This is a genomic window from Vibrio sp. E150_011, assembly GCF_053544015.1.
Window position 1 is genome coordinate 100,634 of sequence record NZ_JBHFOL010000008.1, and the last position, 12,854, is coordinate 113,487.

The 12,854-nt window shown below is 44.6% G+C and carries 15 protein-coding genes; 6 read left to right on the forward strand and 9 right to left on the reverse strand.

From position 1 onward, the window contains the following. Positions 1–41 precede the first annotated feature (41 nt). The 5 genes from surA to ACE1OE_RS13940 are packed head-to-tail and all read left to right on the forward strand — an operon-like array spanning position 42 to position 4,445. A complete protein-coding gene (gene surA / locus ACE1OE_RS13920; RefSeq protein WP_449211423.1) occupies positions 42–1,346 on the forward strand; it encodes a peptidylprolyl isomerase SurA in 1,305 nt (434 codons plus the stop codon). After that, positions 1,333–2,352 (forward strand): 4-hydroxythreonine-4-phosphate dehydrogenase PdxA, encoded by a 1,020-nt coding sequence (gene pdxA / locus ACE1OE_RS13925; RefSeq protein ID WP_449211424.1) that lies wholly within the window; start codon positions 1,333–1,335, stop codon positions 2,350–2,352. Before surA ends, pdxA begins: the two co-directional genes overlap by 14 nt. Then, positions 2,349–3,158: a 16S rRNA (adenine(1518)-N(6)/adenine(1519)-N(6))-dimethyltransferase RsmA gene (gene rsmA / locus ACE1OE_RS13930; protein WP_102469876.1), complete on the forward strand. Its 810-nt coding sequence runs from the start codon at positions 2,349–2,351 to the stop codon at positions 3,156–3,158. Before pdxA ends, rsmA begins: the two co-directional genes overlap by 4 nt. Positions 3,159–3,211: 53 nt before the next feature. Further along, positions 3,212–3,592, forward strand: a complete 381-nt coding sequence (gene apaG / locus ACE1OE_RS13935; protein WP_449211425.1) for a Co2+/Mg2+ efflux protein ApaG — start codon at positions 3,212–3,214, stop codon at positions 3,590–3,592. Positions 3,593–3,641: 49 nt separating this feature from the next. Beyond that, complete coding sequence (locus ACE1OE_RS13940) at positions 3,642–4,445, forward strand: symmetrical bis(5'-nucleosyl)-tetraphosphatase (protein WP_449211426.1); 804 nt, start codon at positions 3,642–3,644, stop codon at positions 4,443–4,445. Positions 4,446–4,522: 77 nt separating this feature from the next. On the opposite strand, the gene folA is transcribed toward ACE1OE_RS13940, so the two are convergent. The 7 genes from folA to rplU form a co-directional block, all read right to left on the reverse strand. After that, positions 4,523–5,005, reverse strand: coding sequence for a type 3 dihydrofolate reductase (gene folA, locus ACE1OE_RS13945; RefSeq protein WP_372059930.1), 483 nt, complete (start codon positions 5,003–5,005; stop codon positions 4,523–4,525). 156 nt (positions 5,006–5,161) lie between these two features. Beyond that, positions 5,162–5,641, reverse strand: coding sequence for a threonine/serine exporter family protein (locus ACE1OE_RS13950; protein WP_372059929.1), 480 nt, complete (start codon positions 5,639–5,641; stop codon positions 5,162–5,164). Then, a complete protein-coding gene (locus ACE1OE_RS13955) occupies positions 5,641–6,408 on the reverse strand; it encodes a threonine/serine exporter family protein (protein WP_102469871.1) in 768 nt (255 codons plus the stop codon). The genes ACE1OE_RS13950 and ACE1OE_RS13955 overlap by 1 nt, the downstream gene beginning before the upstream one ends. Positions 6,409–6,514: 106 nt before the next feature. Continuing rightward, positions 6,515–7,570 (reverse strand): FUSC family protein, encoded by a 1,056-nt coding sequence (locus tag ACE1OE_RS13960; RefSeq protein WP_449211427.1) that lies wholly within the window; start codon positions 7,568–7,570, stop codon positions 6,515–6,517. A gap of 226 nt (positions 7,571–7,796) precedes the next feature. Next, positions 7,797–8,969, reverse strand: coding sequence for an Obg family GTPase CgtA (cgtA, locus tag ACE1OE_RS13965; RefSeq protein ID WP_102469869.1), 1,173 nt, complete (start codon positions 8,967–8,969; stop codon positions 7,797–7,799). 271 nt (positions 8,970–9,240) lie between these two features. Further along, the gene (gene rpmA, locus ACE1OE_RS13970) at positions 9,241–9,495 is read right to left on the reverse strand and encodes a 50S ribosomal protein L27 (RefSeq protein WP_102469868.1); all 255 of its coding nucleotides are present in this window, start codon (positions 9,493–9,495) and stop codon (positions 9,241–9,243) included. A gap of 20 nt (positions 9,496–9,515) precedes the next feature. Next, positions 9,516–9,827, reverse strand: coding sequence for a 50S ribosomal protein L21 (gene rplU, locus ACE1OE_RS13975; RefSeq protein WP_005437376.1), 312 nt, complete (start codon positions 9,825–9,827; stop codon positions 9,516–9,518). 272 nt (positions 9,828–10,099) lie between these two features. Here rplU and ispB point away from each other — a divergent pair, with 272 nt between their 5' ends. Then, entirely contained in the window at positions 10,100–11,071 is a 972-nt protein-coding gene (gene ispB, locus ACE1OE_RS13980) for an octaprenyl diphosphate synthase (RefSeq protein WP_102469867.1), read from the forward strand. Positions 11,072–11,226: 155 nt separating this feature from the next. Here the strand turns inward: ispB and ACE1OE_RS13985 are convergent, their stop codons facing one another. Beyond that, on the reverse strand, positions 11,227–11,418 hold the full coding sequence (locus ACE1OE_RS13985) for a hypothetical protein (protein WP_102469958.1): 192 nt from the start codon (positions 11,416–11,418) through the stop codon (positions 11,227–11,229). Positions 11,419–11,598: 180 nt separating this feature from the next. Further along, positions 11,599–12,534, reverse strand: a complete 936-nt coding sequence (gene mdh, locus ACE1OE_RS13990; protein WP_372059925.1) for a malate dehydrogenase — start codon at positions 12,532–12,534, stop codon at positions 11,599–11,601. Between the last annotated feature and the right edge of the window lie 320 nt (positions 12,535–12,854).

Genomic DNA, 12,854 nt, shown 5'->3' on the forward strand with positions numbered 1-12,854 from the left:
TCACATAACGACAGTTGGTGAAGTTTACATTAGGAATATCGATGAAATTAACAAGTAAGATTCTCTCTTCCCTTTTACTCGCAGCCGTGACGCTGAGCGCCTTTGCTGCACCAGTAGAACTAGATCGAGTGCGTATCGTGGTTAACGATGGCGTAATTTTACAAAGCGACATTGATTCAGCGACTAAAACGCTCTTCGCCAATGCGAAGAAAAATAATCAAGAATTGCCGTCACAAGACATCATACAAGAGCAAATTCTAGATAAATTGATTCTTGAGAAACTTCAACTTCAAGAAGCAGAACGAATTGGTGTTCGGATTGATGATAATCGCCTTGAGGATACCCTTAAAGACATCGCTAAAAACAACAAACAAACAGTAGAAGAGTTACGTCAAACTGTCACGGAAGAAGGGTTAAGTTGGGCCTCTTTTCGTGAACAGATTCGTGATGAGATTGCGGCCAGTGAGGCTCGCAACGCGATGGTCAGGCAACGTATTAATATTTTACCAGCAGAGGTGGATAACCTAGCTGAAATCTTAGCGCAAGAAAGCAACGCCACAGTAACCTATAAAATTCGTCATATCCAACTACGTTTTAACGATGGCGAAGATAAAAACGAAGTCGAAGCACAAGCCAAAGATATCGTGGCCAAACTCAATAATGGTGAAGATTTTTCAACCATGGCTTATACCTACTCAAAAGGCCCAAAAGCACTTGAGGGTGGTGATTGGGGCTGGATGCGTAAAGAAGAGATGCCCACCATTTTTGCAGACCAAATCAAAATGCAGACAAAAGGTAGCATCATTGGTCCATTTCGCAGTGGCGTCGGTTTCCACATTTTAAAGATTGAAGATGTCAAAGGCCTAGAAACCGTGTCGGTTACCGAGGTTAATGCACGCCATATCCTGATCAAACCAACCGTTATTTTAAGTGACGAAGGCGTCAAGCGTGCCCTCAACAGCTATATCCAGAAGATTCAATCCGGTGAGGCCACCTTTGCCGAATTAGCAGAACAATACAGTGCTGACCCTGGCTCTGCGGCACAAGGTGGTGAGTTAGGTTACCAAACCCCTGAGCTGTATGTCCCTGAATTTAAACATCAGGTAGAAACACTGCCTATTGGTCAAATTAGTGCACCATTTAAAACCGTGCATGGCTGGCATATTGTCGAAGTCCTTGACCGACGTGAAGTAGACAAAACAGGCTCAGCAATGCAAAACCGAGCGTATCGCATCTTATTCAATCGTAAGTTTAATGAAGAAGCCTCCGCTTGGATGCAAGAGATCCGAGCCAGTGCATTTGTTGAAATGATAACGGACGAGGAAGATGACGATGCCAGCAACTAGCGAAGTGAGTACCACGTTGCGCGAGACAAGACGAATCCTTGTCACGGCAGGTGAACCTGCTGGGATTGGTCCCGACCTCGTGGTTGCCTTGTCACAAAGGGAATGGCCCTATCAAATTGTCATCTGTGCGGATAAAACGCTCATTGCAGAACGCGCTAAGCAGCTAGATACACCTCTCGAGCTTCTCGACTACGATCCGGCTTGTCATGATACGCATAAAGCGGGCACCCTGGTTGTTTTGCATGAACCACTTGCTACTTCCGTTCAAGCAGGAAAGCTTGATCCGTCAAACGGCCAATACGTATTAAATACGCTAGAAAAAGCAGCAAAAGGCTGTATGAACGGGGAATTTGATGCTATTGTCACCGGCCCTGTGCATAAAGGGGTGATCAACCGCGCTGGCGTGAGTTTTAGTGGTCATACTGAGTTCTTTGCAGAGGTGTCAAATACACCGCTTGTTGTTATGATGCTTGCGACTGAAGGTCTACGAACGGCATTAGTGACAACCCATCTGCCTTTGAGTGAGGTTCCAGCCGCAATAACCGAAGAGCGCGTGGCAAGTATCGTTGATATTTTACATCACGACCTTGTCAACAAATTTGGTATTGATCACCCAACCATCTACGTGTGTGGATTAAACCCTCACGCTGGTGAAGATGGCGTTCTTGGCTCAGAAGAGATCGATACGATCACACCGACCTTAGAAAGCCTTCGTACGGAAAAAGGTTACAATCTTATTGGCCCATTACCCGCCGATACGATTTTTAATGACAAATACTTACGCGATGCAGACGCTGTTTTAGGTATGTATCACGATCAAGTCCTCCCAGTACTTAAATACAAGGGCTTTGGTCGTTCAGTTAATATCACACTTGGTCTACCCTTTATAAGGACGTCGGTTGATCATGGCACTGCTTTAGATCTCGCAGGCACAGGCCTTGCAGATTTTGGCAGCTTTGAGACAGCATTAGCATACGCGATAGAATTAGTAGAGAGCAGACAATGAAAAATGATGTCCACTTAGGGCACAAAGCGAAAAAGCGTTTTGGTCAGAACTTTTTGAACGACCCGTACATCATTGACGGTATCGTATCATCGATCAATCCGCGACCAGGACAAAACTTGGTTGAGATTGGCCCTGGTCTTGGCGCAATTACAGAACCCGTTGGTAGAGAAGTTGATAAGTTCACTGTTATTGAGCTCGACCGTGACTTGGCTGCGCGACTCCGTAATCACCCAGAACTTGCTGATAAGCTCACGATACATGAAGGCGACGCAATGCGTTTCGACTTCAACCAATTAGTGAAGCCAAACAACAAGCTGCGTATATTCGGTAATCTACCATACAATATCTCAACGCCGCTGATGTTCCATCTTTTTGAATTTCATAAAGACATTCAAGACATGCACTTCATGCTGCAGAAAGAAGTCGTCAACCGTCTTGCGGCAGGCCCTGGTAGTAAAGCCTATGGTCGTTTAACCGTTATGGCACAATACTACTGCAAGATTGTTCCTGTTCTAGAGGTTCCACCAACTGCATTTGTACCGCCACCAAAGGTTGATTCCGCTGTTGTTCGCTTGATGCCTTATGAGGTTCTCCCTCACCCAGCAAAGAACATTAAATGGCTAGAGCGTGTGTGCAGAGAAGGCTTTAACCAGCGTCGTAAAACTGTGCGAAACTGTTATCGCTCGTTATTATCCATAGAGGTTCTGGAAGAGTTGGGTGTCAACCCAAGTATGCGACCAGAAAACCTGACGCTTGAGCAATTTGTTGCGATGGCAAACTGGCTTGAAGACAACCATACAAACTAATCCCCTCGCCTAGCACATTGTGCTGGGCGTTTTTTTAGGTAAAGGAAAGATATATGGACACTTCTTCCCCTTGTATAAAATGCCAAGTACACACTAAGTATATTGCCGAACAATCGGATCCTGATCATCATCGCTATGTCTTCGCTTATATCATAACCATCAAAAACCTCAGCAAAGAAACCGTCCAGCTGATCAGTCGCCGATGGCTTATCACCGATGCTAATGGGAAGCAAATGACCGTAGAGGGCGAAGGTGTCGTCGGTCAGCAACCTATGATTGCAGGTTATGACGAATACACCTACAGCAGCGGTACTGCAATAGAAACCCCCGTGGGTGTAATGCAGGGTCATTACATTATGTTAGATGACAAAGGCCATGAATTTACGGCCGAAGTTGAGCCCTTTCGCCTAGCGCTTCCCAATATCCTTAACTAGTACTGCTCATTGTTGTTTTCTTTTTATTTTCAATATCTATAGGTAATGTGTGGCCAATTATATTGTCGGTGATATTCAGGGTTGTTTCGATGAGCTCAAACAACTTCTTTCTACCGTTTCGTTTAATAGCAGCCTTGACACCCTTTGGGTCGCAGGAGATTTAGTCGCAAGAGGGAATAAGTCCCTTGAAACTCTGCGCTTCCTAAAAAGTCTTGGCGACTCCGCAAAGATTTGCCTTGGCAATCATGATCTTCACCTACTCGCGGTTTCTTTGGGGGTTCATCGAGTTAAATCAAAAGATAAGACCCTACCAATATTAGAAGCTGAGGATTGTACCGAGTTGCTCACTTGGCTACGTCAGCAACCGCTGCTTCTCGAGCATGATGATTTTGTTGTTTGTCATGCGGGTATTTCTCCAGACTGGACCCTTGCTATCGCGCGTGAGTGTTCACAAGAAATTGAAGACAAACTGGCCAGTGACCACTGGGAAACTCTCATAAGAAACATGTACAGCAATGAACCTGATAAATGGCATTCTGAACTAGCGGGTATAGAGCGTGATAGGTACATCATCAACGCCTTTACACGTATGCGTTTCTGCTCATACGATGGCCGCTTAGATATGGCTTGTAAATTACCACCTGAAGACATGCCAGCGAATGAACTCATTCCTTGGTTTAAGGTTCCGGCAAGGCAACCACTTGAAAAGACGGTACTGTTTGGACATTGGGCCGCACTAGGTGGTTACATGGGTGACGATGTGATTGGCTTAGATACTGGATGCGTTTGGGGAGGGACTCTCACCATGATTCGCTGGGAAGACAAAACACTATTTTCTCAAGCTGCGCTATGAAATCTAAATCTATGTAGGAGACTCGACGACAATGTTGTCGTCGAGCGTATCAATGCTACTGCTTTAGTAATACGTTACTATTGTTTTTCAAGCACCACAAAATTCATGTTGTAGCGATTCTTTTCATTGGCAGTAAACGGCTCATTATAGGTTTCTATCCAATCCTCGCCCCATTGTGGAAATTGAGTATCCCCATCAATCTCTGCGTCAATAAAGGTCAAATAAAGCTTCGTTGCTAGCGGCAAGCAATGTGAATAAAACGAACCACCACCAATGACCATAACCTCAATTTCATCACTGACTAATGCAATACCTTCCTCTAGCGAGGTAACCGTATCGACACCTTCGATGGTCAGGTTCGCATCTCGGCTCACGACAATATTACGCCTGCCAGGAAGGGCGCGACCAATTGAGTCATAGGTTTTTCTTCCCATAATCACAGGTTTACCCATGGTACATTTCTTAAACCACATAAAATCGGCGGGCAGATGCCAAGGCATTTGATTCTCTTTACCAATAATTCGGTTGTCTGCCATGGCAGCTATCATACTGATGATCATTGTTGCTTTATCCTATTGAGCTATAAACCTTGTGAGCTGTAAACCTTGTGAGCTGTAAACCTTGAGCTAATCAATACGCAGTGAAGTAAATAACAAGAAAGCCAAAGCCCCCTGAGCCATGATTCGCTCAACGACTCTCAACTGAGTGCTTTGTGCTCACACTACTGAACGGCGACGGTAGAATAGCAGCCCTGGTATCGCTAAGCCAATAGCAAGCGCGGCGATAATAAACATCGCCTTTAAAAAATTCTCCATCAAGGTCGCGAGCAATTCAGGGGTAAAGCCGAGGTGATTAATCTCGACCATGGCGATCATCGCCTTGAAAGCAAATACGCCAGGGATCATAGGGATCATAGCAGCGACCGTGAATACTTTCGGGTGAGCCAAAAACTTATGCGACCAATGGACCCCGATGCACCCCACTATTGTCGCTGCAAAAAATGTGGCCCATTCAATCGGCATACCATAGTGCATCATGAGGAAACGACAACCATGACCAATTGCTCCGCCAATCGCGCAATAAGCCAAAGCGCCTTGGGGCACATTAAACACTAAAGCAAACCCCACCGCGGGTATCGCGGCGAAAAACATGTCATTGAGCAACGCGATTAAAAGGTTGAATCCAATAAGCTCCATTATTGAACCCACCCTAAAACGTTCGTCAAACTCATTGCGCCAATGATGCCAAGGCAGGTTGCGAGCGTAAGTAGACTCGCCATAACAAAGCGGGCAATCCCCATGTTTATATACCCCTTGAGCATGTCAGCGACCGCATTGATTAAGGGAAAGCCTGGTACCAACATAAGAACAGAAGAGGCCATGACCAATTGAGGGTGATCGCCAACATCATACAACACCGCTTGCGCGGAAATTAATGTCGTGACAAAAGCCGTGGCTGAAAAATTCAATAGTGGGTTGAAGTGACGATGCCCAATCTCTTGCCTGACTATCATTCCGACAGAAGCGGCTAAGAATGTCATCATAAATGCTGGCCAATCCCCACCAGCCAATCGACTAAATGCCGCACACGAAAGGCCTATCATTACCACGACAATCCAACGATTGTAGCGCTCAGGGCTAATCGCATGAAGCTTTTTCTGGGCTAGCTCATAATCCAGAATACCTTTCTCCATCATGATACAAATCCGTTGGATTTGGGTTACCACTCGCATATTTAGCCCTTTATCAGGGCTTCTTCTCACGGTCGTCACACAATGTTCTTGATAAACCGTTGTGACCACTATTGAACTTGCCGACAATGATACTTCGACTTCATCCATACCCGCCGCAATACCAATACGGTATGTGATATGCCCCACTAGGGTGCTTTCCGCACCATGCGCTAATAACATTTGTCCTGATTGAGCAATTAAACGTGATACAGCACGTTGCTTAGAGTCCATTCCAACTTCACATTCTTGATAAAAGATAAGACGTTTATTTTAAAGTGATTTAGATACGTAGTATGTGAATTTTCGCCAAAATTGATGAATATAATCATCAATTTCCTTATTCCTGGGACAAGTTAAGAGAATAAATAATTAGGCGCCTCAGGTTCACCAAGTCCTCCATCACTTTTATATTCAACCACAAATAACCATTAATACTTATCTCATCTCCCGCAATCGTCGGCATACTTCGCTTAAGCTCATTCATTAGGTCTTGAAGCTCTTGGCCTGAAAAATCGGAAACCAGTTCCCCCGTGATCACAAGATTGGACAAGGCTTTAATCTCTGTGTGTATGACTTTCTGGCATTGCGTTAGCTCCTTTGACCAAAGCATGTTTAAATGGCTATTCCGATCACTCCAGTAGGAGGTATGCAATAGCTCAATGGCATACACCATATTTCGGAGATAAACCTGAATGGCTTCAAGCAACTGAGCGTTCAGTTTTGACTCTTTGACAGATGGAGAAATCAAGCTTCGTAGCGTCACCATCTCTTTCATTAGATGCTTTTGGTAGCGCTCAATATTGGGTTTTTCTACCACATTTGGCGAAGAGGAAAGCTGATAAATCGTTGAAAAGCTATTGAGTGCCCCCCCAAGTCTCATGCGCCAATGTATAAATGCTCGTTGAGGGTAAATAAAACAAAAGAGCACCGCTAATGCACAACCTAGCGTGACATCTAAGCCTCGCCACAGTGCAATCTCAATATCATGGTTACTCGCCCCTATGGTGACGGCCAACGTAATGCCAACCAACAAGCCAACATAGGGTCGTTTTCCTAGCGCAAAGTAAGCACTCATAAACATCACAGCACCGCACCAAAGATACATAAGCCCCAGCGACCACTGTCCTAAATATATTGCAAGCACACCGGAGACTGCACCGATTAATGTGCCTAAGGTTCTATGCCAGGCTCGAGGTAAAACATTGCCGAGGTAAGATATGGGGCCGATGACAACCACGAGCGTAATGAGAACCCAAGTACTTTCTGGCAAGTCCAGATACGTCGTGGCGATGAGCGTGATAACGAACGCCGTCGAAATACGAAGTCCGTGAACTGCACGATAGTATTTAAAGATAAACGCATCTGCTGTTGATATTTTACGGTTCAAATCCATTGATTCCGTATTCCTTATTAATGACGAGTGTTTAGTTATAACTTACTAATTGCTAATTGCTAATTGCTAATTGCTAATTGCTAATATTAATTCTCTCTTGTTGAGTTTGCCTGATAAATACGTCGGCTCCAATGCTACAGGCACAAAAAAGCCGCAACATAACATTGCGGCTTTATCACGTTCAACTGTCGGCGCATTTTAGAGCGAGACAAACAACGGCGATTATTTAGTCACGAACATAAATGACATGACCGTCATCTTCTTCGTCATCCCAATCATCATCGTCATCGCCGTCTTCAGTAACAACATCTTTGCCGGCAATCGCATCTTTATGATAATCATCCCACATAAAGTCGACTTTCTCTTCTTCAGAGATCTCTTCTTGCGCTCTAGGCAATGTATCCATAAAGTCAGCTAGCTTGTAACAAAGCTCTTTTGTGCCCTGCTTGTTCACGGCGGAGATCTTGAAATAATCGTCTTCCCAACCTAGCGCATCAATCACTTCTTGAATGATTACATCCGCTTCATCTTCCGACATTAAATCAACTTTATTGAAGACTAACCAGCGAGGCTTACCCGCTAACTTTTCACTATATTGCTCAAGTTCATCGATGATCGTCAATGCATTTTCAATCGGGCTCGATTGATCAATAGGCATGATATCGATCACATGCAACAACACTCGACAACGTTCAAGGTGTTTCAGGAATCGAATACCTAGACCAGCCCCATCCGCTGCGCCTTCAATAAGACCAGGAATATCGGCAACAACAAAGCTCTTCTCAGGAACGACGCTAACCATACCTAAGCTAGGGATCAGCGTAGTAAACGGATAATCGGCAACCTTGGGTTTTGCTGCAGAAACCGCACGGATAAATGTCGATTTACCTGCATTAGGTAAACCTAGCATGCCAACGTCAGCAAGCAAGAGAAGCTCAAGCCTTAACTCACGAAGCTCGCCCTTAGTGCCCAGTGTTTTCTGACGTGGTGCACGGTTAACTGACGACTTGAATCGAGTATTTCCAAGACCGTGCCAGCCACCTTTAGCGACCATGACTTTTTTGCCATGTTCAGCGACTTCAGCAACAATTTCATTGGTATGGATATCAACAGCACGAGTACCAACCGGTACCTTCATGACCTTGTCTTTACCACGTTTACCCGTACAGTTACCGCCACGGCCGTTCTGACCACGTTCGGCATCATAAAAACGCTGAAAACGGTAATCAATTAATGTGTTAAGGTTCTCATCAGCTTCGATGTAGATATCACCGCCATCGCCGCCATCGCCGCCGTCTGGGCCGCCCTTAGCCACAAATTTTTCTCGCCAAAAACTCACAACGCCGCTACCGCCGTCACCAGCTTGGACTTTTACTACCGCTTCATCTACGAACTTCATCTCTTACTCCGACTACTTCTTCGCGTGTATATCTTAGAGTCTCATCGGTTGATTTGCATAATATAACTACGCATCAACATTCCTCTAAGCTAAAACAATTATCACTGCATTTTAGCAGATGACAGAGACGATTCCCCACTAAACCTATTATGATAATAGTAAGGAGAGCTTCGTCTCTATCGACTGCCTATAAATAAAAAACCCTGCCGAATCGGCAGGGCTTTTGAATTCAGCTAAAAGCTAATTAATAATTAGGCGCTAGGCGTAATTATTAAGCTTCGATGCTTACAAACTTACGGTTTTTAGGACCTTTAACTTCAAATTTCACTTTACCTTCAGTAAGAGCGAAAAGAGTATGGTCTTTACCGATGCCAACGTTTGTGCCAGCGTGGAACTTAGTACCACGTTGACGAACGATGATGTTACCTGCAAGAACAGCTTCACCACCAAAACGCTTAACACCTAGGCGTTTGCTTTCTGAATCGCGGCCGTTACGAGTAGAACCACCAGCTTTTTTGTGTGCCATTGTTAAACTCTCCTAATCGATTAAGCGTTGATACCAGTGATCTTCACTTCTGTGAACCACTGACGGTGACCTTGTTGCTTACGTGAGTGCTTACGACGACGGAACTTAACGATTTTAACTTTATCGCCACGACCGTGTTGTACTACTTCAGCAACCACTTTACCGCCCTCAACAAGAGGTGCGCCAACTTGGATCTCTTCGCCGTTAGCAACAAGAAGAACTTTATCAAATTCTACAGTTGCGCCCGTTTCAACGTCTAATTTCTCTAAACGAAGGGTTTGACCTTCGCTTACTCGGTGTTGTTTGCCACCAGATTGGAAAACAGCGTACATATTTTACTCCGCTTTTTCCGCACAGCCTTTTGATTGTTATTTGAACAATGAGGGTGTGCGCTAAACTAATCATCAATAGGGCGCAGATTCTACGCGAACCATTATCCTATGACAAGCCATATTTTAAAAATTTTGGCGAAAAGCTAATCGCCAAAGAAAAGTGCGGCAATAATGCCTTTTAAGCATGTATTAATCAACGTTTTTTAGTGTATTATTCACAAATTATAATAATCGACTAAGCCTTATAGGCTCTATGCTCAACCGGGTACGTAATGGATTTTAAAGCTATCCAATCACTAACTGCTAGTGACATGGTAAAAGTGAACGAAACGATTCAAGCTCAATTGAATTCTGAGGTTAGCCTTATCAATCAATTGGGCTTCTACATTGTCAACAGTGGCGGAAAGCGCATTAGACCTCTGTTGGCGATATTATCAGCAAAAGCCTTAGGCTATGAAGGACAAGCTCACACGACGGCTGCAGCCTTTATCGAATTCATTCATACTGCAACCTTATTGCATGATGATGTGGTTGATGAATCAGATATGCGCCGTGGGAAAGCGACGGCAAATGCCGCCTTTGGTAACGCCGCCAGCGTCTTAGTAGGTGATTATATCTACACTCGCTCTTTCCAAATGATGACTGGGCTTGGTTCGTTGCGAATCCTAGAATTGATGAGTGACGCGGTGAATGTGATCGCTGAAGGCGAAGTGCAACAGTTAATTAACTGTAATGACCCCAATACTACCGAAGCCAGTTACATGCAGGTCATCTACTCAAAAACCGCTCGATTATTCGAAGCGGCAACTCAAGTCGGTGCCATTCTCAACGAGGCTTCACCTGAAACCGAGCTCGCCTTGCAAAACTACGGCAAATACTTAGGCACCGCATTTCAACTGATCGATGACGTAATGGATTACACCTCATCCGGTGACGATATGGGTAAAAATGTTGGCGATGACCTAGCAGAAGGGAAACCAACACTGCCTCTCATCCATGCCATGCAACATGGTGAGCCCGAAGAAACGGCGATGATTAGAGAGGCGATTGAGAAATCTAACGGTATTGATAAAATTGACGCTATTCTCGCGACAATGAAGCGTGTCGGCTCATTAGTCTACACCGAGGAGCAAGCGTACAGAGAAGCGGACAAAGCGATTGCTGAGCTCGATATACTGCCTGAAAGCATATATAAAGATGCCCTTATCGCACTTGCTTACATGGCGGTCAAAAGAACCGCGTAGAGCTTTACAGCCGTGTTGGCTTATAATAAGCACATCAGATAAACACACAGAGCGACGCTCAAAAACTAATTAAGTGTCGCTCTATGTGTTTATTTTGACTCTAGCGCTCGCGAGCGAGCAGCGTTGCGTCATCCCAATAATGATGTCGATCAACCCTAGTAATACTGGTCGCAACCATTATGAAGTTGAAGATTTTCATTTATTTCATCAACAGATAGCGCCCACTGCAGTTCGGTACCTGTCGGTGCGACCAACACAGACCCTGATACCTCGTCTACAACAAGTACTTTTCCTACACCGTGTTGAGACTCAACCCACATCCCTCGTGAAACATCTTTTATATCCATGATCATCCCTCACTCTTATCGTAGTCATTTATACCGAGATAGTTAGGGTATAGATCAAAAAACCGATCTTAAAAAGATCGGTTTTCATTAATATGACTCTGTATCAATACACTTATATTGCTACGGTCATCACTTTATAGATATTTATTATCGTGTTACACATATACTATCGCTAAAAAGTTATTTCGCGAATTCGATGCCAAGCTCAATATCTTTATTCAGTGTTTCGAGCATGCCATCCAGCGCTGCTTTTTCGTAGTCACTTAATTCGCCATAGCCTAACACCGCCTCAGCGCCATCTTTACCCAATTTAACAGGTTGTGCGAAGAACGGAGCATGTTCGCCCTCGCCTTCTACATAAGCGCATTCAATAACGTTCTCTTCACCTTGCAGGCCTTTCACCAATGCTAAACCGAAACGGCATGCAGCTTGGCCCATCGATAACGTTGCTGAACCACCACCGGCTTTCGCTTCAACCACTTCAGTCCCTGCGTTTTGAATTCGCTTCGTTAGCGCTTCCACTTCATCAGCAGTAAACTCAACCCCTTCAACCTGAGACAGCAACGGGAGAATAGTTACGCCAGAGTGACCACCAATAACAGGAACACGGATATCACCAGGATCTTTGTCTTTCAAACCAGCAACGAATGTCTCTGAGCGAATCACATCTAATGTCGTGATACCGAACAGCTTACGCTTGTTATAAACGCCCGCTTTTTTAAGTACTTCCGCAGCAATAGGAACCGTAGTATTAACAGGGTTGGTAATAATACCGATACATGCTGTAGGGCATACTACCGCGATACGTTCAGCCAACGACTTTACAATGCCAGCGTTCACATTAAATAAGTCTGAGCGATCCATACCAGGTTTACGAGCGACGCCAGCAGAAATTAGTACCACGTCAGCACCTTCAAGAGCCGGAGTTGGGTCTTCACCCGCATAGCCCTTAATAGAAACAGGAGTTGGGATGTGACTTAAGTCAGCAGCAACGCCCGGGGTGACCGGTGCAATGTCGTAAAGGGCTAAATCAGAACCAGCAGGGAGGCGGTTTTTCAATAGAAGGGCTAAAGCTTGGCCGATGCCACCTGCGGCACCAATGACAGCTACTTTCATGGGCGTTCTCCTTGAGACGATATCTCTTATTAATAGTTTTGTAGGGTAATTTTTCATCAATTAGAGAAAATCTATAATATTCACCAATTGATTACAATCAATTAACCTCAGCTTTGCGAGGTCGCGCACCTCACTAAATACGTGCTACTAAATTAGCATGAATCGTTCTCGATAATAACCTTCTTTTCTTCTTGGTTTTTATGAGGTTATAACGCTTAGTTCGACAATATATTATCGTGATATTGTCGACAGAAACTCTGGATTATTTGGTCAATAAACGGGTTCTGTGCAACAATAGGCGGATCACTGCTTGTCGGACA